This window comes from Canicola haemoglobinophilus (genome assembly GCF_002015075.1).
Classification (GTDB): domain Bacteria; phylum Pseudomonadota; class Gammaproteobacteria; order Enterobacterales; family Pasteurellaceae; genus Canicola; species Canicola haemoglobinophilus.
On record NZ_MUXZ01000011.1, the window covers coordinates 26,500 to 51,397 of the forward strand.

General features: G+C 41.8%; 32 protein-coding genes. 27 read left to right on the top strand and 5 right to left on the bottom strand.

Features of this window, described 5'->3' with window-relative positions; all coding sequences use genetic code 11:
* Positions 1–50 precede the first annotated feature (50 nt).
* The 8 genes from B0186_RS04810 to B0186_RS04845 all read left to right on the top strand — a co-directional run bounded on the left by B0186_RS04810 (position 51) and on the right by B0186_RS04845 (position 5,733).
* On the top strand, positions 51–353 hold the full coding sequence (locus B0186_RS04810) for a hypothetical protein (RefSeq protein WP_078218260.1): 303 nt from the start codon (positions 51–53) through the stop codon (positions 351–353).
* Between the two features lie 15 nt (positions 354–368).
* On the top strand, positions 369–1,112 hold the full coding sequence (locus B0186_RS04815; RefSeq protein ID WP_078218261.1) for a DNA-methyltransferase: 744 nt from the start codon (positions 369–371) through the stop codon (positions 1,110–1,112).
* 14 nt (positions 1,113–1,126) lie between these two features.
* On the top strand, positions 1,127–2,116 hold the full coding sequence (locus B0186_RS04820) for a hypothetical protein (RefSeq protein WP_078218262.1): 990 nt from the start codon (positions 1,127–1,129) through the stop codon (positions 2,114–2,116).
* Between the two features lie 23 nt (positions 2,117–2,139).
* A complete protein-coding gene (locus B0186_RS04825) occupies positions 2,140–2,415 on the top strand; it encodes a hypothetical protein (RefSeq protein WP_078218263.1) in 276 nt (91 codons plus the stop codon).
* 24 nt (positions 2,416–2,439) lie between these two features.
* The gene (locus tag B0186_RS04830; RefSeq protein WP_078218264.1) at positions 2,440–2,799 is read left to right on the top strand and encodes a hypothetical protein; all 360 of its coding nucleotides are present in this window, start codon (positions 2,440–2,442) and stop codon (positions 2,797–2,799) included.
* Positions 2,800–2,893: 94 nt separating this feature from the next.
* A complete protein-coding gene (locus B0186_RS04835; protein WP_078218265.1) occupies positions 2,894–3,076 on the top strand; it encodes a hypothetical protein in 183 nt (60 codons plus the stop codon).
* Between the two features lie 28 nt (positions 3,077–3,104).
* Positions 3,105–5,441 carry a replication endonuclease gene (locus tag B0186_RS04840; protein WP_078218266.1) on the top strand — a complete coding sequence of 779 codons (2,337 nt, stop codon included), beginning with the start codon at positions 3,105–3,107 and terminating at the stop codon, positions 5,439–5,441.
* A gap of 16 nt (positions 5,442–5,457) precedes the next feature.
* Positions 5,458–5,733, top strand: a complete 276-nt coding sequence (locus tag B0186_RS04845) for a hypothetical protein (protein WP_078218267.1) — start codon at positions 5,458–5,460, stop codon at positions 5,731–5,733.
* 251 nt (positions 5,734–5,984) lie between these two features.
* On the opposite strand, the gene B0186_RS04850 is transcribed toward B0186_RS04845, so the two are convergent.
* The 5 genes from B0186_RS04850 to B0186_RS04870 form a co-directional block, all read right to left on the bottom strand.
* Complete coding sequence (locus B0186_RS04850; protein ID WP_078218268.1) at positions 5,985–6,179, bottom strand: ribbon-helix-helix protein, CopG family; 195 nt, start codon at positions 6,177–6,179, stop codon at positions 5,985–5,987.
* A 311-nt stretch (positions 6,180–6,490) separates the two neighbouring features.
* Positions 6,491–6,709: a hypothetical protein gene (locus tag B0186_RS04855; protein ID WP_078218269.1), complete on the bottom strand. Its 219-nt coding sequence runs from the start codon at positions 6,707–6,709 to the stop codon at positions 6,491–6,493.
* A gap of 286 nt (positions 6,710–6,995) precedes the next feature.
* Complete coding sequence (locus tag B0186_RS04860; protein WP_078218270.1) at positions 6,996–7,265, bottom strand: ogr/Delta-like zinc finger family protein; 270 nt, start codon at positions 7,263–7,265, stop codon at positions 6,996–6,998.
* A gap of 79 nt (positions 7,266–7,344) precedes the next feature.
* Positions 7,345–8,370, bottom strand: a complete 1,026-nt coding sequence (locus B0186_RS04865; protein ID WP_078218271.1) for a phage portal protein — start codon at positions 8,368–8,370, stop codon at positions 7,345–7,347.
* A gap of 5 nt (positions 8,371–8,375) precedes the next feature.
* Positions 8,376–10,181 carry a terminase ATPase subunit family protein gene (locus tag B0186_RS04870; protein WP_078218272.1) on the bottom strand — a complete coding sequence of 602 codons (1,806 nt, stop codon included), beginning with the start codon at positions 10,179–10,181 and terminating at the stop codon, positions 8,376–8,378.
* Between the two features lie 190 nt (positions 10,182–10,371).
* On the opposite strand from B0186_RS04870, the gene B0186_RS04875 reads away from it, so the two are divergent.
* The 19 genes from B0186_RS04875 (at position 10,372) to B0186_RS04955 (ending at position 24,893) form a co-directional block, all read left to right on the top strand.
* The gene (locus tag B0186_RS04875; protein WP_078218273.1) at positions 10,372–11,253 is read left to right on the top strand and encodes a GPO family capsid scaffolding protein; all 882 of its coding nucleotides are present in this window, start codon (positions 10,372–10,374) and stop codon (positions 11,251–11,253) included.
* A gap of 3 nt (positions 11,254–11,256) precedes the next feature.
* On the top strand, positions 11,257–12,285 hold the full coding sequence (locus B0186_RS04880; RefSeq protein ID WP_078218274.1) for a phage major capsid protein, P2 family: 1,029 nt from the start codon (positions 11,257–11,259) through the stop codon (positions 12,283–12,285).
* On the top strand, positions 12,276–13,157 hold the full coding sequence (locus B0186_RS04885) for a phage terminase small subunit (RefSeq protein ID WP_235817178.1): 882 nt from the start codon (positions 12,276–12,278) through the stop codon (positions 13,155–13,157). Before B0186_RS04880 ends, B0186_RS04885 begins: the two co-directional genes overlap by 10 nt.
* Positions 13,130–13,582 (top strand): head completion/stabilization protein, encoded by a 453-nt coding sequence (locus tag B0186_RS04890; protein ID WP_078218276.1) that lies wholly within the window; start codon positions 13,130–13,132, stop codon positions 13,580–13,582. Before B0186_RS04885 ends, B0186_RS04890 begins: the two co-directional genes overlap by 28 nt.
* A complete protein-coding gene (locus B0186_RS04895; RefSeq protein ID WP_078218277.1) occupies positions 13,579–14,112 on the top strand; it encodes a phage tail protein in 534 nt (177 codons plus the stop codon). The genes B0186_RS04890 and B0186_RS04895 overlap by 4 nt, the downstream gene beginning before the upstream one ends.
* 14 nt (positions 14,113–14,126) lie before the next feature.
* A complete protein-coding gene (locus B0186_RS04900) occupies positions 14,127–14,798 on the top strand; it encodes a hypothetical protein (protein ID WP_235817179.1) in 672 nt (223 codons plus the stop codon).
* Positions 14,799–14,816: 18 nt separating this feature from the next.
* Entirely contained in the window at positions 14,817–15,947 is a 1,131-nt protein-coding gene (locus B0186_RS04905; protein ID WP_078218279.1) for a DUF2586 domain-containing protein, read from the top strand.
* Between the two features lie 3 nt (positions 15,948–15,950).
* On the top strand, positions 15,951–16,403 hold the full coding sequence (locus B0186_RS04910; protein ID WP_078218280.1) for a DUF2597 family protein: 453 nt from the start codon (positions 15,951–15,953) through the stop codon (positions 16,401–16,403).
* A 195-nt stretch (positions 16,404–16,598) separates the two neighbouring features.
* The gene (locus B0186_RS11985; protein WP_328587432.1) at positions 16,599–16,694 is read left to right on the top strand and encodes a phage holin family protein; all 96 of its coding nucleotides are present in this window, start codon (positions 16,599–16,601) and stop codon (positions 16,692–16,694) included.
* On the top strand, positions 16,681–17,232 hold the full coding sequence (locus B0186_RS04920) for a lysozyme (RefSeq protein ID WP_078218281.1): 552 nt from the start codon (positions 16,681–16,683) through the stop codon (positions 17,230–17,232). Before B0186_RS11985 ends, B0186_RS04920 begins: the two co-directional genes overlap by 14 nt.
* Entirely contained in the window at positions 17,229–17,615 is a 387-nt protein-coding gene (locus B0186_RS04925; protein WP_078218282.1) for a hypothetical protein, read from the top strand. The genes B0186_RS04920 and B0186_RS04925 overlap by 4 nt, the downstream gene beginning before the upstream one ends.
* The gene (lysC, locus tag B0186_RS12205) at positions 17,521–17,742 is read left to right on the top strand and encodes an Rz1-like lysis system protein LysC (protein ID WP_407919733.1); all 222 of its coding nucleotides are present in this window, start codon (positions 17,521–17,523) and stop codon (positions 17,740–17,742) included. Before B0186_RS04925 ends, lysC begins: the two co-directional genes overlap by 95 nt.
* Positions 17,743–17,748: 6 nt before the next feature.
* Positions 17,749–18,057 (top strand): putative phage tail assembly chaperone, encoded by a 309-nt coding sequence (locus tag B0186_RS04930; protein ID WP_078218283.1) that lies wholly within the window; start codon positions 17,749–17,751, stop codon positions 18,055–18,057.
* Positions 18,058–18,113: 56 nt separating this feature from the next.
* On the top strand, positions 18,114–18,236 hold the full coding sequence (locus B0186_RS12210; RefSeq protein WP_407919724.1) for a DUF6890 family protein: 123 nt from the start codon (positions 18,114–18,116) through the stop codon (positions 18,234–18,236).
* 12 nt (positions 18,237–18,248) lie between these two features.
* Positions 18,249–20,375, top strand: coding sequence for a phage tail tape measure protein (locus B0186_RS04935; RefSeq protein ID WP_078218284.1), 2,127 nt, complete (start codon positions 18,249–18,251; stop codon positions 20,373–20,375).
* Between the two features lie 3 nt (positions 20,376–20,378).
* On the top strand, positions 20,379–20,717 hold the full coding sequence (locus B0186_RS04940) for a DUF2590 family protein (RefSeq protein ID WP_078218285.1): 339 nt from the start codon (positions 20,379–20,381) through the stop codon (positions 20,715–20,717).
* On the top strand, positions 20,710–21,876 hold the full coding sequence (locus B0186_RS04945; protein ID WP_078218286.1) for a baseplate J/gp47 family protein: 1,167 nt from the start codon (positions 20,710–20,712) through the stop codon (positions 21,874–21,876). The genes B0186_RS04940 and B0186_RS04945 overlap by 8 nt, the downstream gene beginning before the upstream one ends.
* Positions 21,876–22,400, top strand: a complete 525-nt coding sequence (locus tag B0186_RS04950; RefSeq protein ID WP_078218297.1) for a phage tail protein — start codon at positions 21,876–21,878, stop codon at positions 22,398–22,400. The genes B0186_RS04945 and B0186_RS04950 overlap by 1 nt, the downstream gene beginning before the upstream one ends.
* A 15-nt stretch (positions 22,401–22,415) precedes the next feature.
* Positions 22,416–24,893 carry a phage tail-collar fiber domain-containing protein gene (locus tag B0186_RS04955; RefSeq protein ID WP_078218287.1) on the top strand — a complete coding sequence of 826 codons (2,478 nt, stop codon included), beginning with the start codon at positions 22,416–22,418 and terminating at the stop codon, positions 24,891–24,893.
* The last annotated feature ends 5 nt before the right edge of the window (positions 24,894–24,898 follow it).

Consider the following 24,898-nt stretch of genomic DNA (forward strand, 5'->3'; position numbering starts at 1 on the left):
AATCAAGCCGTAGGATTTTTGCACCCTGAAAACAGTAAGGAGGTTAAAAAATGAGCCATATAGAAAACAAAATCACACTAAATTTAAATTTAGAAACACCCTATATGACCCTCAAAGATTTTTCAGCAAAGTCCAATATTAAGCGCGGAGCCTTAACGCGAATGCGAGAACAAGGGCTTATCGTGACTGAAAAAGTATCACCAGCGAATGCAAAGCCCGGACAAAAAAGCGCAAATTCTAGCGTTTTTGTGAATGTCATCGCGACTGCGCTCATTTGCGCCACAAAAGCCACAAATGCGCAGTTTTTACAAGTTAAAACAGCGATAGAAAGCAATCCAGCAACAGAGAATTAATTCGGGAGTAAGACGATGAAATGCGAACTATTTAACGACCATTTTCAAAACTACAAACGCTATCACATCCCAAAAGCACAGCTAGTGATTGCGGATATTCCTTATAACCTCGGTAATAACGCTTATGCCAGTAGCCCAGAATGGTATGTCAACGGCGATAACAAAAACGGCGAAAGTGACAAAGCCAATAAAGCCTTTTTTGATACGGACGAAAACTTTCGTATTGCGGAATTTATGCATTTCTGTTCAAAAATGCTTGTGAAAGAGCCAAAAGAGCGTAATCAAGCGCCTTGCATGATTGTCTTCTGCGCATTCCAACAAATTCAAATGGTTCTTGAATATGCGCAAAAGCACGGCTTTAAAAAGCATATCCCCTTGGTCTTTATTAAATCTTCAAGTCCGCAAGTATTAAAAGCCAATATGAAAGTCGTCGGCGCAACGGAATACGCCTTGATCCTCTACCGTGAAAAGCTACCGAAGTTCAACAACAACGGCAAGATGATCAAAAACTGGATGGAATGGACAAGGGACGACCGCAAGAAATACCCGAAATTACACCCAACACAAAAGCCAATCGACGTATTAAAGCGCCTGATTGAGATTTTTACCGATGAAGGCGATGTAGTGATCGATCCTGTTGCGGGGAGCGGCTCAACGCTCAGAGCAGCAAGAGAACTAAACCGTAATAGCTATGGGTTCGAGATTAAAAAAGACAGTTTCCAATCTGCTAAAAATCAGATGCTGAATGAAGGGAACTAATAAAGGGGGGCTTTATGAACTATCTTTATGACAAAACGCATAAGAGTAAAAGCGGGGCTAAATATCAGGTTCAGCTTATCCAAGAAGATAGATATTTTCAGGGCAAAATTATGATCAACGGCTTTATTGACTACTTTGGCCATAAGACTATGGCGAAAGGCAATGTCATACGCTGGCTGAATGGCTATATCGATAAGTTGAATGTTACGCATGAGATTAGTCCAAAAATTCCGCATGTGGATTTCGATATAGAGGCTAAACCATTAAAGAAAGTAGAAAAAGCAAAGGCGAAAGAAGAAAAAGCAGTGAAAAAGGTTGTGGAGATTAAGCCTGTTGAAACAGGCTTGAGCCAAGTTAATTCAGATGTAGTGCCTTCCATTTCTCTTATGGAGCAATCCCCAGTCGCTTTAAGCCTTGATAATGTTGGAGCTTATACGCCTTTGGCAATCGACATAAATCAAAAAGAGGAATTTCAGACTGATATGGGCTATTTCTTGTTGCTTGACGATACAACAGAGAAAGTTCAACAACTTGTGCGTATTGTTGCTGATCCAGTAGGTAATGAAAGTGCTTGCGCAAAAAGCCCTCTATCTCACGTTGCCATTGCGGATTTAGGGTTATCAAGGATTGATATAGCTGAACAGTTGCTTTTTTTGCGTCAAGCATGGGATCGGCATTATCCAGAAGACTTAAAACAATGCTCTGAGTTAGCGCAAGCAATGGCTGGTTTGCATGTGTCTTTTGCGCAACTTCAAACAGAGTTGCAAGCGGTGCTTGATCGTCTTGCAACGGATAATGATACAAAAAATAAGACAGCGCATTTTCTGTTTTCATCTGTTTATGCTCCTTTGTTGTTTATATGGGATGTGGATTTAGTCAATCAGTTGTTGTTACAAGCGATTTTGTTAAAGCGTGGCGCAACATCAGACGAGAAATATCGGGAAATTGTGAGCACGGTCGAAGATAAAGTCAATGAATTAATTCAAGTGAGTACTAGCGCATAAAGTTGAAATAAGAGGATAGAAAAATGATTAAACAAAAAAATAGCCAAAAAGTCACCGCACTTAATAAAAAACGTATCAATCTTTTTAAGTTAGAACAGCGTGTAACCGTTCTGGAAAATCAAATGCGCATACAAGGAAGAATAAACCGCTATCAAAGCGAACATAACAAACTTGATGAAATCACAAAAGAAGAAATTTTTGAACGTTTAAACGAATTAGAGCGCATTGCTTTACCGCAACAAAAACAAGGCTGTGTGCGTCGTTTATTAGCGAAGTTCTGGGATATGTTGGGGCGTTAGGGCATAAAGCAACAGGAGGGGAATATGGGCGGTCATTTTGATGCAGAAAGTATGATACCTGAACGCTTACCTAATCATGACGAAGTGTGCAAAGAGGGGTTCGCTTTAGTGTGGCATGTCTTAGATAAAAGCGGTAATCCTGTAGAGCGTGCTTTTGATAGTTTGGAAAGAGAATATAAAGAAATTGTACTGGCACTGGCTGATGTAGAGAGTAGTGATTTAGTTAACCCTGTAAGTAATCAACAATCAAAACTAAAACATTACACCCAAATAGGCAGACGCAAAATCGCAATAGCGATGTTTAAAATTCGCATGATTAGTAAGGCATTCCCCGCGCAGATGACAATTAAAGATTTTATCAATATTGACGAAACAATGAGTTAAGGATTGAACATGGTTGAGCATATTTTTGAATTATCTAACCGTTATCATTTAAAGCTAAGTAATAGAGGTTATGTATTGTATCAATTGGCACTAAATGAAAAAAGGCGTTTGGAAAAGAGGCAAGGGGTTAACCTGTAAAACCTTTGATGCCGTGGTCGATACCTTAATTCTGTGTGAGTTGTGTGATGAGGACAAAAGCACATTAGCTGATTGTCGTGATGTATTAAAAGCCATTCGCGCGGAAGTGAATGAGCTAAAAGCGCATATTCCGCAATAATTTTATCTTTTCTTAGGCTGGGGTTCTTATGTCATTTGTTGACGTTTCTGCAAATAATCGCTGGCGCTCGTGTCCTCATGAGCGTCCAAAAGAACCTTTTTTTCAGCGCTCTCCCTACGTGACCTACCAACAAGAAAAAACAGGCACAGCCGCACAGTTGGAACTATTTAAAACAGTTCCAGATAGCTATGAGTTTATTGAAAAATTATTAGCTAAATTACCTCGTAAGCAGTTGCAAGAACATTTTCGCAATTTGTATTTGCGTGAATATCGTTCTGTGGCTGATGACGGTTCCATTGCTTTTGCCTTTGGTAATAAGCAACGCCGGCATGCGAATACTTGGCTACGTGAAACCTTGGGCGCTCGACTCCGCCTTGTGTTTGCACAGTATCGTTGCAACATGGCTTGGTTATTAGCTTTTGATGAACGTGATCCGAAATGGTTAGCGGATTTAAAGTTTGATATAGCCAGAACGGAAACGCCCGCAGACTTAGCGGAAGAAGAAAAAGCCATTGAGGATTATGAAAGCCGTTTATTAAGTGAGCAATATGAGATTTTAACCTTACGCAAGAATTTTGAGCGTTATAGCCGTGAAGAACGTCAACGCGCCAAAATGCCTTTTTATTTATTGAGCGAAACAAAGCTCAAGGAAATTGCTTATAAGTTGGCAAGCATGTTCGCAGAAGTTCAGCGTAGTTATATGTTGGATTTAGTGGAGAAAGGACAAACGGCGCTAACTGATGATGAGTTTAATGAACACATGCGCAAGATTTATCAAATCTGTGGCGAGGCGTGCGAAAGCATCGGTTTTCCTGTGGCGCACTGGAATAAGCACAAGAAAGGGCAAAAAGTCCGCTTAGATTATATTGATACGGTTTTTCATAAAATTGCCTGTGAAAAACATTGGCTAAAAAGTATGCGAAAGGTGCAAAAGCAAATGGTTGAGCATATTGCCATTGCTTGTGGCGAGGTTTGTAAGCGTAGAAGTAATTATATTTCTCGTAGTGGTTTTGCCAGTTATTTATCCGATCTCAAGAAAAATTATGATTTTTTAAAACAGATGATTATTGAAAATATTGACGATCCAACAGAACAAGCAGAACTGTTTGATATGTATTTGAAATCCTCCGCTAATCCTGCTCAACGTCGTATCGAGCTAATGACCCGTTTGAGAGGTTTAGAGGAATGGGCGGAAGACGCCGAGCATCACGCTTTATTTTTGACCTTAACCGCACCTTCAAAATTTCATGCGACACACAATGACGGTACACAAAACAAGAAATGGCAAGGCGCAAGCCCGAAACAAACACAAGCCTATTTAAATAAAGTTTGGGGGCAATTTAGAGCTTTACTAAAAAAACGCAAAATTGCTTTTTATGGCATGCGAGTAGCGGAGCCGCATCATGACGCAACACCGCACTGGCATTTATTAGTTTATATCCATAAATCGCACCGTGATGAAGTGGCAAGATTATTCCGTGAAAAAGCCTTGGAGCTTGAAGGCGATGAGCAAGGCGCACAAGAACACCGTTGCAAAATCGAAGATTGCGACAAAGCAAAAGGCACGCCAACAGGTTATATCGCTAAATATATTTCTAAAAATATTAATGGTTTTGCCTTAGATGGCGAACGCTCGGACGAAGATGCCAACATGGATCTAAAAGATAACGCGAAAAAAGCGCAAGCCTGGGCAAGACTTTGGGGCATTCGTCAATTTCAGTTTTATGGCGATAAGTATGTAGGCGTTTGGCGTGAGTTACGTCGCCTTGTTTATGGACAAGCTGATGATGAACTCGTTGAGGAGGCAAGAATTTGTACTGACCTTGGCGACTATGCCGCATTTATGAAACGTCTCGGGGGACCTTTGGCACTGCGCAAAGAAGTACCTTTATGTTTGCACTATGAAGATAGCGAGGTCAATCAATACCAAGAAAGCCATAAGAAAATAAACGGCGTGACCAATAAATTTAGTTTAGGCGATTTTATTAAAACGCGTCTTAAAAAGTGGGTCATTAAGAAAGGGGATCCAAATCGACATAACAAAGAATTGGAGCGTAGCGACACAAACAATGCGCACAGCGTGCGCCCTTGGACTTGTGTCAGTAACTGTAACCTTGAAAACCTAGAAAAAAGGGAGGAAATCATCAAAAAAATAAAAGAAGCAGTCAGACCAATCAGCAAGCCTTTAAATGATCATGTGATAAATCATTTATTGAAAGGCAGAATAGTAAGATTGAACGATAAACAATCGATAAAAGTGATTAATGATGATGTGTTTATTACTGAACACTCAACCCCACTGCGCCTAAATGACGACAATGAGCCGAGTTATTTAGCGAAGTTGAGGGGATTGTTTAGGTATTAAGTAAGGAATGAATAATATGAATTTGAAAAAAATGATTAAAAAAATTGATGAGTGGGGGAAGCAGTGCCCTTCCTATGAAATACTATATATTTTGGATAAATTAGTAGTCATTGTGTTGTATTTAATTGGCGTTATTTTACTCGCTAACTTTATTGGTATTTATGATTTAGATAAATATCAAGCCGCCCGTTTAAGTTTTGTGTTACTTGTGATGTGCTTTTTTTCTAAGCTCAATAGAATTGAAAAGAAAATCGATGAAGTGCGTGACATGGTAAGAGAAAATGATCACTGATGATGTGTTTATTACAAAACACTCAACTCCACTGCGTCTAAATGACGATAATGAACTGAACCGAGTTATTTAGCGAAGTTGAGGGGATTGTTTAGGTATTAAGCACCCGTGCGAACACGGGCGCTATCGGAGTTAGTGGAGGAATAAATTACGATTTACGAACCATTTAAACATATCCCAGTCACCAAGAAAAAAGGCGGAGGTTATGATCTTCCGCCTTTACCGCCACAAAAGGAAAAGCAAAAGGAAAACTAGCATTTTTCAGCAAACAACTTAATTCCCTCGGTCACAATCTGGGTCTTAGAAAGCCCTGTTTGTTCTGAAATTTCAGCAAGCAAAGCAATAACATCTTCATGAAGTTTATAAGATTGCAAACGCACCCCACGTTTTTTATCGCTTTTCGCTTGTTGCTCTTGCCGTGTTAAATTTGATTTTAAGCGCCCCATAAATTACCTTTGCTTTTTAAATTTATATGTTATATAGTTTAGGAACTGCCTAGCGATGATGGCAGTCACCGCTAGGACTTTTAGAACTCTAATCTAGTAAGCTGGCAGGCTTGCTAAGATTAAAATTACTAGGATTAACAACTTAAGATACATAATCCAGTTCCTATTTGTTACCGCTCTCTTGAAGGGCGGTTTCTTCATTTTCAACCCCTCGCTGAAAACAAAATTATTATAGTACATACTAAAATATAAGACAAGATTTATTTTAGTATTTTCTACATTATTTCACAAAAGGAAAAACAACAAGAAAACTAGCCTTGATACTGGCGATAAAAGGTACAAAGCGCGCGAATACCCGAAACACGATTTTCCCCAAGCTCTGCTAAAATAGCATCAAATTCAACGGCTAATTCAGTAGGAAGTGACAAACTAATCTGCTTGATTAGCCCTTGTTCGCGCAATTTCTTCATATGTGCTGCTGCAGTTTTAGCCCGTAGTTTTTTGCTGTGTTCTGTGTTTGAATTTGCCATGTTTTACCCTTGCTTTTTATGCTTGAATTGTTTAAGATTGGAGCCATCGGGGGAATTCCTCAATTTTCCCCCTTTGGATTAGCGTTTAGTAAGCTGGAGAACTTACTACCAACAACGCTAATAAGATTATGATGATTGCTAGAGATTTCATCATTCTTACTCCGTATTATGCCCCGTAACTGAACAAGTCGGGGCTTTCTTGTATCTAACGCCCTCTGCTTTAGATGTTTTTATTATACTAAAGATAATAATAAAAGCAAGTTTTTCATAAAAAAATCGCTAAAATTTAGCGATTTTCTTCATCTAATAATTGCCTAATTTTTTCTTTATCTTCTTTTGAAAGTTGGCGAAGTGTTAATGTGAGGAGTTTATCTTTTGTCAGTAAAGATGATGACGTAGAATGACTAAACTCTAAATTAAAAACAAATTTGTGTTGGCATTTTTTATTACGGCAAGAACAATATAGCTTATTAAAATTGCTGTGTATTCGATCAGTACGTGTAACAATTGCTTTAGAGTTGCAAACATCGCAGTAAATATCAAGCGTTCTAGCCATTTAATAATCCTTTCACCATTAAATAATTGAGCTTATTTTATCAAAACACTGTGATTTCATACAGAATAAAAACGAAGAATTATTCTTTTTTATCGGGTTGTTTAAACTTGATTTTTAAAGAGTTTTTAATTTCTGGATCCCTATTGATTGATTCAGCAATAATATCTTGTAGTGGTAAAACCTCATCAGCTTGATATGCTTCACGAATTTTTAGCGGGTCGCCAAGCCCCGCCGTATTCACAGGAATAATGCCACTGAGTCCAGGAGGGAATCTGTGTGAGGTAAGCACGTCTTGCGCTGAAATATTTTTAATATTCGCGAACTCGTCTTTTTGTCCTGTGTCACCAATCGGAATAACTTTTAAGCCGTCGGGATGACCGTTAGCGATATTTACAAACATTGAACGGAAATTTCCAACGCCCTTAGAGTCGCGGATTTTTTCCGCGATTTCATCTTCCATTTCTTCCGTCATATCGGGATCGGTTGAGTAAAGAATAAAGCCCATGTGCGCACCGTTTGAGTAGTAACGGCGACGGAATATCGTTGCATCAGAGTTTAAAAGCGCAGATGTAATCCCGCCGACATAGTCAGGCGAGCCATAAACTTGCTGCATAGGATCGTATAATTTAATAAAAATAATGTCGTTTTTGTTGTATTCGTAAATATCGGCTTTCGTATCATAAAGCGATTTTCTCATTAAATATTTATAGTTCCCGTCTTTACAAACTCGCATATAAAGCGATGATAAAACGTGTAAGCGCACGACTTGCCCGAACGCATTGCGAATTTTTAACAGCGCAACATCGCCGAATTGAATTAAGTTTAGGCATAGTGCACGCATATCCATTTTTGATAATAACGCCCCGCCCATATAGCCCGCGCTAATCATATTTGCGCGGCTATGAAGTATGCCCCCATGTTGTGCATTTTGGTGCGGCAATTTTGCGAGCGCGTGGCGGTTGATTGGTGGCATAAAGCAGTTATAAATATCATCGTGCATAAGTCCCACATAATCCAGCGCAGGCGCGGCAGAATAAGAGTAATCCGAGCCATTTATTGAAATAATCGACGTGCTTTTTACGTTTTTTTGTTTATTTTTAGCCATTTTTTTTACATTCTCCAGCCACGCGACTTACGGCGCGGCTTATCTGTGAGTGATTTCTTGTTGATCGCGTTCGCAATTGCAAAAAATACGTCCGCGTGTTGTGTTTTTACTGTTCTTTCAGCAATAAAAGTCATTGTATTGCCACTTTTCGTTGATGTATGTTTAATCATTAAAAAAGAAGGCACAATGTCGCGTTCGTTTTCGTCCCATTCTATTTGCTCATGTTCAACGAGATCGTGAACTTTTAGCACCATTTCCGTTTTAGATTCGGGGTTATAGAGCAGTGGCACGGCTTTCCGCCCCGCAAATTCTTTTACTTGTTCATAAACGCCATAACCTACGCCAGTCGCATCTATCCCGATATAAGTCATATTATATTTTTCAAAGAGTTGCTTAATTTGCGCAGCTTGATATTTGTACGAAAGCCCATTCCACTGATAGCGAGCCAGAACGCGATACTTCTCTTTCAATAATGCGGGCGGTGCGACAATGACAAAGCTAGCCCCGTCGCCACTATGCGCGGGATCATATCCGCCCCACACTTCACGCGCACCGAATGGGCGTGCATCGTTTGGATTGTGATCTTTCCATTTCGTAATATCCACGCCGCACTTCAAGAGTTTTTTAATGTTGAAAATAGAGTCCGCATCATCGACCCACACACACATAAACAACTGTGCAAACGCGTATTTACTGTATTTTTGTTTTAGCGTGTCAATGTCGAAAAGCACACCCGCGCCGCCTTTGAGCGCATCTTCAATTGTGATTACATAACGCCAAGTACCATCCGGGCAAACGCGCCCGCCGTCGCGCATTTCTGCAAAACTTGGAAAAGCTACATTTGCTCGTTTCGGATCGCCTTCTTTCCACATATCGCCAGACCAGAACGCGTAAGACGGATGAAATTTAGAAGACGGCGTAGAAAAATAGGTTTCACGCCAATGCTTATGTGTTGCCATTGCCGATGAAACTGTGTTGAACCGCTCAAAATCCCGAATCCAAGCGTATTCATCGCCATAAACATGACCGCTATTCCCTTGCGATGTGTTCGCGTTCGTTGCTAGAAAGTGCAATTCAGCGCCATTGCTTAAAATAATCGGACTACCTTTTAATTCCACGTCGAAATATTCGCGCGCCATTTTGATAATGTACGTTTTAAAAATTTCGGCTTGTCGTTTCGACGCCGATAAAAATATTTGATTGTCGCCCGTCAGTATCGCATCTTCCAATGCTTCAAATGCAAAATAGTAAGTCGCACCAATTTGTCTAGATTTAAGAATATTCCGCACGCTATGATGCTTATTCGCGCGGCAATGTTTCTGATAGTCAAAAAGGCTATCAATAAACGGCTGCATCATTTCTGGTGTAACGTGGGAAATGTCATTTCTGGCCCGCTTTTTGTTTTTCTTTTTACCCTCGTTACCGTCGCCAGAATCCGCGAAATCGCCGAAACTTTCCGATAAAGTAACCGCACTTTTTTGCGCGTTTGCCGCTTTTTTTGCGCGTTGTTTTTTGTACTCAATATCTTTATCGATCAATGCCTCAAGTTCTTTGATTTCCTGATCTGTTTTGTTCTCGCGTTCGGTGAGCGTGATAATGCGTAGCGCGATTAATTCTTCAATGCCGTTTTCATTGATCAGATTGCGCCAGTTATATTTTTCCGCCCAGTAGTAGATCGGGCGAGCAGAATTAAGCCCTAATTCTTTCGCAATTTCATTCGGCGTCCATTTTTTCAAATAAAGAAATTTAGCCGAGTAAATCACTTCATCATCATAGCGTTTTGTTTTTCTTATTCTGAGCTTGGTTGTCATTTAGGTTCTTTTTATAGTTTTTAGGGGTATTTTGACAATGCAAAGACCAGTAGCAAAGTAACAAAAAATAGGTTATGGACGGTTATTAAAGATAGTGGGGTTATATCCAAACATATCCGAATTTAATCGCATGATTTATAGAAAAAAATCAGGAAAATTAACATCAATTACATGAAATTCAGGTGTAAAGATGGGAAATAAAACCGAATTAGTTACAGATTTTGTATGTGTTGCGACGTCAGGAAATACGATAGATGGTCGTCATATTGACGCGCAAGACCTTAAAGATATGGCAGAAACCTACGATCCAGCAAAATATACGGCGGTCATTTGGTGGGAGCATTGGCGTTGGCGTAATTTTGGGCGCGTCGTTGAAGTAAAAACAGAAGACGGCGAAGACGGAAAAACGCGTTTATATGCGCGCATTGCGCCTTCACTTGAAATGATTGAGTTAAACAAAGAAGGGCAAGGGCTTTTTACTAGCATTGAAATTACGCCGAATTTTGCAAACACTGGGCGCGCATATTTGAGTGGGTTAGCCTTTACCGATCAGCCGGCAAGTCTTGGAACAACCCAGCTTAATTTTTCAAAGCGTATCAAAGATGAAAGCGTAAAAGTAGGCAATTGCGAGCAATTAGATTTTTCAAAAATCACCTTTTCAGAAGATGAAACGCGCGAAAGCCTTTTAAATAAATTTTTTAATCTTGGGAAAAAACTGTTTGGTACTAACGAAGTGATAACAGAAATTCCCGCAATCACTCCCGACAATAATAATAAAAAAGAGGAAAACGAAATGACCGAAGAACAGTTCAACAAGCTGATCGGTGCGGTGCAAGGCTTGGGCGAGAAAATCGACCAGCATTTTAATGCACAGCAACCCCAAGTAGTGACAGAAGAACAAGAACCGGCAGAAAAACCGGTAGAAACGGGTGTCACAGCCGATCAATTCAACAAACTTATGCAACAAGTAGAAGACCTGGGCAATAAGTTTAATCAAGCGTTAACCCAAGAAGTAACGCAAGTGCCGAATGTTGTACCTACGGCAGAGAAAAAATTCAACATGGCGATTTAAAAAATGAATAAAACAGCACAAGAATTATTTTACAGCTTAATCAGCGACGCCGCGGAATATTACGGCGCAAACCCCGCTTTAGCACTAGCGGGCAAGCAATTTAGCATTGAGGCCCCGAAAGAAAGTGTTTTATTAGGCGCAATTCAACAGCGATCTAACTTCTTAGAAAAAATCAATTGTGTTTTAGTAAAAGATATTAAAGGTCAATTGATCTACGGTGCGACAGAAAAAGGCATCACAGGACGCAAAGCCGATGGACGCTATACAGCAACGCTGGATGCATCGGGTTATGTCTATGAATGCCAACCGACGGATTCGGGCGTGCTTATCCCGTGGCCGAAGTTAGACCAATGGGGGCATTTAAAAGACAAATTCGCGTCATTGTATGCCGAGTTCGTACAAAATCAGATCGCGCTAGATATGATTAAGATTGGATTCTACGGCACGTCCGTCGGCACAAACACAAGCGATGCTAATCTAGCTGATGTGAATGTAGGCTGGATTCAGTTTGTGAAAGATAACAAAGCAACACAAATTTTAACGCAAGGCGCGAACAGCGGTGAAATTCGCTTATTTGGTGAAGGCGCGGACTATGTCAACCTTGATGAATTGGCTTACGACTTAAAACAAGGCTTAGATGCACGCCATCGCGACGCAGGCGATCTTGTGTTCTTAGTTGGTGCAGACTTGGTAGCGAAAGAGGCAAGCCTTGTTTACAAAGGCAATGGCTTGATTGCAACTGAAAAAGCAGCATTGAACACACACGACTTGATGAAGTCATTCGGCGGTATGCCGGCGATGATTGTGCCGAATATGCCACCGCGTGCGGCAATCGTGACTAGCTTGAGCAATCTTTCAATCTATACGCAAGAAGGTTCAATCCGTCGCGGAATGAAAGATGACGATGATAAAAAAGCGGTACGCGATTCTTATTATCGTAACGAGGCTTATGCGGTCGAAGATTGCGGTAAGTTTATGGCGCTTGACTTCACAAAAGTGAAGTTATCTGACGGCAAAGGAGCTTGGAAGTAGTAAATATGGGCGTGCGCGAATTTCAAGAGCAAATCAGAGCTTTACAACAGATTCAACAAGCGACAAATGACAGCACTTTACAAAGTGAAGTCGTTGCACAGCATGGAAATGATTACTCCGTGCTAGAAATCGCGCTTGCGAATGATGTCAATGCAATTCGCGCGCTCCCGACGCTTGAGCTACGAGCAGAACACAAGCGCAACCGCTTTTTACCGAAGTGGTTGCCGTTTGTTGATGAATATTTAGAGAAAAAGGCAGTTTATCAGAATGATTATTTTGCTTATTGCATTGTGTATTTGTTTGACGTGGGCGATTTCGACAAAGCTTTACAGCTATCTGAAATTGCAATCGAGCAAAAACAAAGTTTGCCAGCGCGTTTTAATTCGACTTTGCCGAATTTTATCGCGGATCAAATCTTTACCTGGGCGAATAAAACAGCAAGTGCGGGCGGTTCGGTTGAGCCATATTTTACACAGGTGTTTGAAAACGTAGCGACGAAGTGGCAATTGCACGAAATCGTCAAATCGAAATGGCTAAAAATGGCCGCAGCACTGCTTTTAAGAAATGAAAATGGCGAAGTGAAGGCATCGGGAATTGATGATCCCGATAGCCTGATCTTAGCAATTAAATTGTGTATTCGAGCGTTTCAGCTCAATCATAAAAGCGGCGTGAAAAGTATGATTGAACGCTGCTATATGCGCCTTAGCGCATTGGAAAAAGAGGGGGTATTTACCCCGAATGAGCTTACCCCAGTGCCCGCTCTTAGCTTGGACACGGTTGAAATTAATTTTTCAGAAGTCGTTAAAAAGTTAAGACGCGGGCAACTTAATGAAGAAGTAAAAGAATGTTCAATGGCAGAAATCAACAATTAGAAAATACTGTTATTTTAAACAGTGGATTTTGGGCGGATATTAATATTGCGGAATTTCAAAAAGAAAGAAATATCCCGCTGCAAATGCCGGTTGAAACAGTAAAGTCGGCGCTAATCACAGCGATGCAAGAATTAGCGCTGGATTTAAAAGAGGTTGAACAACGCTATAAAGCACGTGGCATAAACAACGTGCGAGAAATAGCAGAAAGTACAGTGAACAACGAAAATCCCGCACAAACACTGTATAAAAAAGCAGTTTTTGCACGAGCAAAAGCGGATCTATTACCTGAGTTTTTTGCGTTATCGTCGCGCGAAGTTCATCAAAACCGCGACTACGTAGAAGAACAAAAGAGCTTGTTAGCTGAGGCAACGCGCGCTATTCGCACGTTAAAAGGCAAGAGACGGGGATCGGTGCATTTAATATGAGAAAAATGCTTTATCAACAGCTAACCGAATTTTTGCTCACAAAGTTGCCTGAGCGTTATCACGCGCACTTTCACGCGTGGATAGAAAACGGCAAATTACTCAATCAAGGCAAACGTATCACAGATACGGGAATTGAGATCGCGCATATTCAATATGACGCCGTTTTATTTTTTGATGAATTCCCATTTCGGGAAATTTCAGCACAAAAAATAATGGCAGATATTCAAATTTGGCTAAATGAAAACGACTATCTGCGCGATGTGTTAGATGAATATGAAACGCCGTTTGAACTAGAGATTATCAATGATGACGTGGCGGATTTAACGTTCACAATCTCTTTTCAAGAACCTTTAACCGCCATCGAAGACGAAAGCGGCGATCTTGAAATTGACGGTAAAACATATCGACTTGATGAAATCGAAATTAATATCGTGAACAGCATTGATCTTGTCTATCCAACGCCGAAAATGCCGCAAGAACAAAGCCATGCGCAGCACGATGATGCATTGAAAGAAACGATCATGTTATGAAACCGGCAATCAAAATGGGCGTAAATCCAGACGATTTACGCGATTTTCTGAAAGCGTTAGAGCTTTTAAATATACCGCCGAAAAAGAAAAAAGAAATTTTAATCCGCACGTTGCAGGCAATGAAAAGACGTGCGATGAAAAGTGCAAGTAATCAACGCACCCCAACGGGTTCAAGCTGGAAACCTCGTAAGAATGGCAATGCGAAGATGTTGCGGCGTATTGCGAAACTCTTAAATTCACAAGCGCTGACAGAAAATAAAGCGCGCTTGCACTATACAAAAAAACGAACAGGGCAGATCGCAGAAGAACACCAACGCGGGCTAGATCACGAATTTAAAAAGCGCGACTTTAAAAAAGAGCCGGCAGGCACACCGAATGACCCAGCGACAATGCGACAAGCGAAAAAATTGCGCGATCTTGGCTATACAGTGCCAAGTGGTACGACGAAAAGCGGAAAAAAACGCTATCGAAGACCGAGCGCGCGTGAGATTGTCGCGACGTTATCACGCGCAAAAGCAAGTTTACTTATCCGCTACTTTCAAGAGAAAGAAGGAAAAGGTAAAGGCAAAGGTTTAACAAAATGGATTATTCCAACTGAATTGCGCCCGTTTTTAGATGAACGGGAAAAAGAAAATGCCGAGATTTTAAAAGAATTTATTTTGAAGTTTTCGGGTATCGAAAAATAACAATAAGAGGATCAAGAAATGTTCCCGAGTGTACAAATTAACACACTGAACTTATTAAGCGGTGAAGTGAAAGAAATTGAGCGCCATGCGCTATTTGTCGGAGTAACAACGCAACGAGAAACGAAACTCACAAGCATCACTCCCGACAGTGATTTCGACAAAGTTTTCGGCGAGGGTGCTGATGAAATTAAAAAGCAAGTGCGCGCAGCAATGCTTAATGCGGGTCAAAACTGGATTGCGCATGTAATGCTCGTGCCACAGGATAGCTACGATTTTAGCGCCGCCGTGAAAAAAGCGAATGAAGTTGCATCATTTGAATATGCGGTGAATACACACGCGATAGGCGTCGATAAAGGCGCAATTAATAAGTTACAAGAATTATATATCGAATTATTAACGAAACTTGGGCGCAGAACGTTTTTTATTCAAGCTATTGCGGGCGCGAATCCGGATAGTAGTGACGGTGAGACGTGGGCGCAATATGTGCAGAAGTTGACAACGTTGCAGCAAACCGTTGTCGCGGATCATGTAATGCTTGTACCCTTGCTTTTTGGTAATGAAGTGGGCGTGATTGCGGGGCGTTTAGCTAATCGCGCGGTGACAGTGGCAGACAGTCCGGCGCGCGTCTTAACTGGTGCGCTGATTGACTTAGGCAGCGCAGAAAAACCGAAAGATAAAGATGGCACTTTACTTGACTTGTCACACTTGAAAACGCTTGAGCAAGCGCGCTATTCGGTACCGATGTGGTATCCAGACTATGACGGGTATTACTGGGCGGACGGTCGCACGCTTGATGTAGAGGGGGGCGATTATCAAGTGATCGAAAACGTTCGCGTAGTGGATAAAGTGGCGCGCCGCGTTCGCCTGTTAGCCATTCAGAAAATTGCGGATCGTTCGTTTAATTCGACCGCGTCCAGTACTGAATTTCATAAAAATTATTTCGCAAAACCTATGCGCGATATGAGCAAATCGGCGACGGTAAACGGCAAAGAATTCCCAGGCGAATGTATGCCGCCTAAAGATGATGCAGTGACGATTGTTTGGCACAGTAAAACGAAAGTCACAATCTATATTAAAGTGCGTCCGTACGATTGCCCGAAAGAAATCACAGTGAATATTTTCTTAGATTTAGAAACGTTAGGAGACTAAAAAATGGAAAGAATCAGCGGAATGAGTTTTGATTTTTTTGTGTTGGGCTTTCCAGTTCACGCAGAGTCTATTTCATTGAGTATCACGGATAATTCAGCAGTAGCACAGACGCGCGGAATCCCTGATGGTTGGGTATCTGGTGATGTGAGTGCTGAAGGTGAAATCGAACTGGATGCAAAAAACTTTCAGAAATTAACCGCCGCAGCCGCAGTAGCGGGGAGTTATCGCTCAATCCCTGAAAGTGATTTCACTTTCTTTGCGCAACGTGGCGATGTGCGCGACAAGGTCGAAGCATTCGGGTGCAAGATGTTGATTACTGATGTGTTAAATATCGATCCGAAGGGGGGTGCAAAATCAACGAAAAAAATCAAGTATTTTGTAACAAGCCCAGATTTTGTGCGCATTAACGGCGTGCCCTATCTCTCACAAGATGATACACGCGATCTCATCGGCTAACAGCAGTTTTTAGCGAACGACCGCCGATAACAATAATAATAAAGTGCGGTCGTTTGGCTAAAAGTTTAAGGGATCGGCAATGTTTAAAAATACAGAACACAATGCGTATTTTGGCTCAGTAGTTGCGGGATTTTTTGCGCAGTTAAGTTGGGGCGATATTGGGCGATTTTTGGGATCTTGTTCGGTTTGTTGACGGTGCTAACAAACTGGTATTTCAAGCGAAAAGAAGATAAACGCGCAGAGAAAGCGCTAGAACTAATGCGAGACAAATACAGAAATGAGAAAAGCTAAAGGCGCAATCATCGCGTGCGCAATCGCGCTGATTATTGCTAACGTGAAAAGCACAGCTCCGGAGATTCGCACAAGTGCCGAAGGTTTAGCGCTTATTGCTAAATTTGAAGGGTGCAGCTTAAAAGCATATAAATGCCCCAATGATGTTTTGACCGTTGGGATCGGCAGTACAGCGGCGGGCGGTGAAAAAATCGAAGTAGGTAAAATCTACACAAACGAAGAAATTGCGGCGCGTTATAAGAAAGATATTAAAGCAGTAGAACAATGCTTGAATAAGTATTTCAACGGCGCGCTGATGACACAAAAACAATTCGATGCCATGGTGTCGTTAGGGCTAAATGTCGGTTGCGGTAATTTAAAAACGTATTATAGCCAGCGCTTAGGCAAGCGATTACAAACAACAATTCACAAGCGCGCACAGGCAAAACAATTTACGCAAATGTGCGGAAGAATTACCGATTTTGACAGATCAGGCGGTCGCAAAGTGCGCGGGTTGACGATTCGCAGACAAGCAGAAAAGGCACTCTGTTTAAAATGAATTTAAAAGATTATTTAATTTTTGCTTTACTGTTCTTTTGTACAGTATTTTTTATTGGTGCGAGCTATTACAAAAGCGAATACAAAACAACGGCGGAAACACTAAAAACGCAAGTGGAAAAGAACAGAGAACAAGAAAAAAGCATTAAAAACTATGAAAAAAATCTCAAAGTTTTAACGCATAAACTAACGAACGCAACAGCGCAAGCAGAACAGCGCGCAAAAGCATTAAATGAGGTGCTAACAAGTGAAGATGTTAAAAGTTGGAGCGCTGGCAATGTGCCTGATGATGTGCGTCGCTTGTTCAACGAGCGACAAAGCGACGTCGGTCAAAGTCATTTGCCCGAAAACAACGGAATGCCGCGCGGAAAGCGTGCAGATTAAGACAAACGGCGATTTAGCGCACGCGTTAGAAAGCGCGCTCAATCGCATAGAAATGTGCGTTATCGCATACGAAAACACACATGAATGTATCGACAATTTTAATCAAAAAACAGAAACAAAAAGGTAAATCAAAATGGAAAAAACACAAGCACAGACACTTTTAGAAAAGTTAAACGCGGGCGTGAAAGATAGCGTGATCGTAAACGTGGCGGGCGTTGATTTTAAATTCAATCGCGACAATGCAGCATACGACACAATGATTAATGAAATTGATTCTGGCAATAAAGTGACGCCAATCAAAGATTATTTACTCGCAATTATTGAACCTTCTCAGAAAGATGACTTTTTACAAGTGATCAATGTGGCGGGCTTGGCGATTCAAGTCGCGGGCGCGGTCAATAAAGTTTTAGTGCCTAAAATTGAGGTAACTGTAAAAAACTAAATGCGCGGGTTAGTGCAATTGAGCGCAACGGATTTTCACAAGCCGTTGCGTTACGTATGCACTACTTACCGCACGAAGACAACAACGAACAAAATTTAGCGCGGGCGCTTTGGCTGAACAAGCAATATTTTGAGAATATGGCGAACGCAGTCGCAAGCGGTATCGCGAAATGTTTTTAGGAAAGTTCAAAAATGGCAGTTAAGGGCTTGGAGTATGTAATTAGCCTTGTCGATCAAGTGAGTGCACCCCTTAAAGGTGTAATGAAATCAATTGATGATATAGGCGACCGCGGCAAAGACGCGATGATAAAGATCGGCGCGGGCGTCGGTGGTATTGTCGCGGCGGGTGTTGCATTACAAGCCGCAATTGCCCCCGCAATTGAGATGAACCGCGCGATTGGTGAAGTGCGGTCATTATCAGTTGCGGAAGAATCACTTAGAAAACTCACAGACACGGCGTTGGAGTTTTCGTCACAATACGGCGAATCCGCGACGGATTTCGTCCGCTCTTCTTATGATATACAGTCCGCGATCGCGGGTCTTCAAGGCGATGAATTAGCCGAATTCACAAAAGCATCGAACTTATTAGCGAAAGGCACAAAAGCCAGCGCAGCAACAATTACAAACTATATGGGGACGATGTACGGCATTTTTGAAGAAGACGCAAAAGCACTGGGTAACGCCAACTGGGTGCAAGAAATTGCGGGGAAAACGGCGCTTGCGGTGAAAATGTTTAAAACCTCGGGCGATGGTATGAGTTCAGCTTTTACCGCGGTAGGTGCGGCGGCGAAATCCGCGCACATTGACGTTGCGGAGCAATTCGCGGTACTGGGTTCATTACAAGCAACAATGAGCGGCAGCGAGGCGGGAACAAAATATAAAGCGTTTTTGGCGGGCGTTGGTAACGCGCAGAAAGCGTTAAATCTACAATTCACAGATTCAAACGGCAATATGCTAGATATGGTCAGCATATTGAACAAAATCAAAGGGAAATTCGGCGACACGCTAGAGCTTGCAGAATCTGATGCGCTAAAAAAAGCATTCGGTAGTGACGAGGCGGTAGCATTGATTAAATTGCTTTTACCGAAGGTCAATAATCTAAAAGGGTCTATTCAAGAATTATCAAATGTTAAAGGAATGGACGACTTGGAAAAAATGGCGCAAGCGATGACTGATCCCTGGGCTAGATTTTCACAAACCTTAAATAATATCAAGTCAGCTATTGGTGCAGAAGTATTGCGCGTAATTGAGCCTATCGCAAGCAAAATAGCAGATATGGGAACGGCATTTGTGAAATGGCTTTCGACTTATAAGAATATCGCGCGCTGGATTGGTTATGTTGTGGGCGCTTTAATTGGATTTACCGGATTAACTGCGGGGTTAACACTAATGAGTGGGGTTATCTCTGCGATTGGTGTCGCTTTTAGTGTTCTATTTAGTCCTATTGGGGCGGTAATGGCGTTAATTGTTGGTATTGGCACTGTGATTTATACGTTTAGAAAGCAGCTCATGGCATATATTGATGGCTTTATAAAGGGATTTAAATCCGTCGGATTATCATTTGAGCCAATTTCGCGGGCGTTCGGTAAATTGTGGGACAGTTTGAAGAGATTATGGGGAACAATTTCCCAATTATTCAGCTTGTTCGGCGGTGCGACAGATTCGGTCGATATGTTCACAACTGCAGGGGAAAAAGTCGGGGTTTTTGTTGGGCGGTCGCTTGAATTAGTTGTTGAAGTCATTGAATTAATCGTGACGAATATCACAAAAATGGCGGATATGTTCGCAAACGTGGCGGATTTTATTATTGAGATGTGGGACGGTGTGATCAAAGGTTGGCAAGAAAGCGACCCGGAACAGATTTTTAAAGCGTTAACAAGCGGAATAACGAATATTTTTAGCGAAATATTCAATGGTCTTAAAAATATGTTTATCGATACATTGAACTGGGTGATCACCAAAGCAAACAAGCTTGGCAGCAAGTTAGGCTTAGAAATTCCACTGATCCCAACAGTGAGCGAAAAACCGACACAATTAGCCGATTTTTCACAAACAGCCACACTTGCGACGCAAATCGCGGGGCAAACAATTAACGCTGCGGGTAGCCCACAACAGCAAGGCGGGCAAGTATTCGCGCTAGGTTCAAGCACACAACCGCAACGCACGCAGATCGCGGGCGGTTCGGTAAGCAGTAAATTAACAACAAATCAAAATATTAATCGTTCAGTCAATATTCACGGCGGTGTCGTTGTGAAAGCAGACGACCCGAGAAAGTTCGAGCAGTGGATGCGCGACCGTGAGCAGTTAAACGCGGGGTGATAAATGACTAAAAAACTGTATTTTGATTTATTAATCACAGGTGAAGATTTAACGCTAGATAGCGGTAATCAGCCCGTTATTTGCGATAACCGCATTTCTATCGCGCAAGATATTAAACACGCGCTAATTGAAAGCGGGCTTGCGACGCTTTTAATCGCAGAACGCAGCCGAATTTTGCGCCGCGATATTATTTTGCAGATGATTTTAATTGTTGAAGAAGACCGACGGCTAGTGCCAGGAACGATTTTTATAGAGGAAGAAGATCAAGGGCGTTTACGGTTGACGGCTGAAACTTATGAATTTGGAAAAATTGAGAATTTGGGGATCGTATTAAATGAGTGATTTTAAGCAAATGTTAGAAGAAAACGGCTTGCCGACGGAAGAAACGCAGATCCGCCAAGAGTTTGAGAGAATTACGAACGAGGCGGGTTTAATCACAAATACGTCGAGAATGTCGCCATTTTGGCGCTTAATTACCGCGATTGCGGTCAAGCCAGTGCAGTGGCTTACAGATCATTTAATTATTGAGATTTTGCCGAATTTATTTGTTAAAACCGCCCGCGATAAGTGGCTCCAGCTCCAAGCATGGCAAGTGGGGCTTGATTTTAAAGACGCAACAAAGGCGCAAGGCGTGGTGCATTTCACAAAAGAAAGCGACTTGACAGACTTAACAATCAAAGCGGGAACAGTCGTGCAAACGGAGCGTATTAACGACGTGATTTTTAAATTGATTGTGACTGAAAACACGATTATCCCGAGCGGGACGTTAACCGCGCCTGTGCCAGTTGTGGCAGAGCACGCGGGGACGGCTTACAACTTGGCGACGGGCTACTATCGTATTTTAGCGGAAAATATCCCTGGTGTTGTGAAAGTGGAAAACTTAGACGATTGGCTAACAAAGCCGGGTGCGGACAGAGAAACGAACGACGAATTGCGCGAACGTTATCGCACGCAGTTCGCAAGCGTGGGACAGCATCATATTGATAGCGTCTATCGTGGAATGATTGCAAAAGTGGCGGGCTTATCAGTTGACCGTATTTATTTTAAGCATGATGCGCCGCGTGGTCCAGGTACAGCGAACGCATATTTGTTGTTGGATACTGGCGTGACAAGTCAGCCGTTTATTGACGTTGTGAATAATTATGTACAAACAGAAGGCAATCACGGACACGGCGACGACCTGATCTGTTATGCCATGCCGGAAACACAACACAATATCACATGCACGATTTATTTTGATCCGCGCATTGCGATCGGCGAAGTGAGAAAAGGCGAAATAAAGCAAGATGTTGAAAATATGGTCCGTTGTGCCTTTCGTGAAAATCGCAATTATCAAGTCACGAAAACTTACCCATTTTCGCGTTTCAGTTGGTCGAAATTGGGGGAAGAAATTCACGCAAAACACAGTGAAATTGATTCACTTGTTTGGGGTCAGCAAGATATTAAAAGCGAGCTAACGATCCCGCGCATTCAGTCTTTAACAGTGACGGTGACAAAATGATAAAAATAAAATTACCGTTTTGGATGGATAAAGGCGAATTAAACAAAATCGCGCTACTTTTTGAAAAGTGGTGGGCGTATGTGTTAAGCGCGGTGAAATTTCCTTTTAATATTTTAGATGAAGAAACGTGTGGCGAGAAAATACTTAATTTAATCGCGTATCAGCGCGACGTTGAGCGGTTCGACGGTGAGCCGATCGAGCTATTTAGAAAGCGTGTGAAATATGCGTTTTTAAACGCAAAAGACGCCGGCAGCAAAGCCGGATTTATTCGTATTTTTGAACGCTTGGGAATTGGTTATGTGGAAATAACGGAGCGATTCGACGTTGAAAACTGGGACGTTATCAAAATTCATTTAAGTGATTCACAACTGGCGAAAAATCACGAGCTTTTAAATTTAATTATTCGAAAATACGGGCGCACTTGCCGCCGCTATACCTTTGAAGTGATTTCAAAAACAGAAGTCACAATACAGCACGGCGAGTTTGATCACGATTATGAATGTCACTACATAAAAATAAATTAATAAAAAGGTGAAAAAATGGCGACTTTAGTCACACAAGATTTTGAGCGCGAGATCGCAGAAAAAACAATAAACGGCGGCGTGATTCAATACGACGAGTTTATTTTTGCAATGATTCCGAATTTGACCGCAGACAATCTAGCACAGTATTTAACAATACCGAGCGAAAACCTTATTAAACATCGTCAAGAGGTGAGTAAAGCGGGCGTGATTAATGAAAATGCGGTGGTGTATTCTGTAACGCTTGGGACGGAGATCGGCGACTTTGATTTTAACTGGATCGGGCTGATTAACAAGCGCACAAATAAGTTAGCCGTGGCGGTGCAAGCAGACACAATCAAGAAAACGCGCAACAAAAACAACGTTCAAGGCAACAGCTTAACGCGCAACGTTTTATTAGAGTTTGCTGGCGCCAAAAAACTCACGCAAATTAATGTAAGTGCTGATACTTGGCAAATCGATTTTACAGTGCGCTTGCACGGGATTGATGAAAAAATCCGTTTAACAAATCGCGATCTTTACGGTCGCGCGGTGTTTTTCGATGACGCGTTTTTAGTGAAACGTGGTGCGGGGACTCACTACACAATTGATGCGGGGCATGCGTACGTTGAGGGCGTGCGCGCAGAGATTAAACAAGCGCAGACAATTCAGGCTGCATCGCTACCTTGCTCAATTTATTTAGACGTTGTTCACCATTGCACAGTAACAGGCGCATACGAAACAGAAATCAAGTTTTTAAAACAATCGAAAAGCGACTATTTAGACTCCGCAAATAGACAGCACTACGTGCAAATCATTGCAGATATTGACAGCGCGGGGGCGGTAACAGATCGCCGTTTATTATCGCAGTGGTTCGGTATTACACCGAAAGACTTAGACGATACAACAGAAAGCATGCGCGACAAAACAGGACACACCCACAAATTGCCACTTGCAAGCCTAATCGAAAAAGGGCTTGTGCAGTTGTATTCAGGCACCGACAGCGACAGCGAAGAAATGGCAGCAACAACGAAGGTGGTCAAAGAGGTTAAAGAACTCGCTGAAAGCAAACAATCCCCAGCAGATACATTAGCTGGCTACGGCATTGCTAATTTTAAAATCGAACAAAGTACAGGTAATGCCAATGACTATAAAACGGACGGCAACTATTATTTTGCTAACGGTCAAAATTTGCCAGATAGCAATGCTTGGCATATTGAAGTGGTAAGCGGTGGACAGGCTAATGCCGTGCGACAAATCGCACGTAAAGCCAATGACACAAAAATCAAAACCCGCTTTTTTAATGGCTCAAGTTGGACCTCTTGGAAAGATACAGGCGGTGATGGCATACCTATTGGGGCTATTGTAGCATTCCCTAAAGAGGTAACTAATCCACAAGGATTTTTGTTAGTAGAGGATTTAACATTTAATCCACAAACCTATCCCGATTTATATCGGGCTTTAGGCAATAAAAACAAAGTGTCTAATATCAAGCGGTCAGATGTGGGAATGTTGGCGTATTTTCCAACGGATAATATCCCTGATGGTTGGATTGACTTTGATAGCATTCGCACCACGGTCACACAACAAAATTATCCAGAGCTTTATCAGCATTTAGTGGCGAAATATGGTTCAATCAATAATGTCCCGTTGGCTGAGGATAGATTTATTCGCAGTGCGCATGGCAGTTTAGCGGTTGGGCAGAAGCAAAATGATGAGATTAAAGCGCATACGCATAAACTCATTTCCTATTATGGCAGACATGATGAAAACACTGCACTGTATGGAGAGGGGTTTGAATTTGAGCCACAAACAGATAGATCAACGGTAGATTCATGGGGTGATGGGACGTTAGATGACAATGGTTGGATAAAGCCGACTAATACCTCAAAATATGCTACAGGTGGCGCTGAAACTCGCCCCAAAGCTATTGCGTTTAAGCTTTGCATCAAGGCAAAAAATAGTTTTGATGATGTGCGTTTTTGGATTAAGGCATTCGGCAGTGTTGAAAACGAAGGTCAAATGAATGCCGCTCATTTGGCACAAGATATCCAAGACATAAGAGCAAGCACCGAGCGACATGATACACAATTCCAACAGTATGATACAAAACTCCAACAGCATGATACAAAACTCCAACAGCATGATGCAAAACTTCAACAGCTTGAGGGGTTGAAAAAAAACAGTAAAGCAAAAGTGATTTGGCGAGGGAATTTAACAGCTGGAATAGAAAGCAGAATTACACTATCGGAATCTATGCTTAATAAACATCTTATCTTATTTTTACAGGTGTCATCCTTACATACCCTTACTGACACGCAAAGGGTATGTGTAGCATCTGTATTTGTGGATGAGAATCTTATTAATACGGGACCTAGCGGAAAGTATAAAGGGATTAGTACAGGGGTATATAATGGGTCAAGTTGGTGTACGATTGAACTCGAATGCCTTGACGATACATCACTTAGACTAAGGGAATCTGGTGGTATGTACTTAAAACAAATTAGTGCAATTTAAGGGGG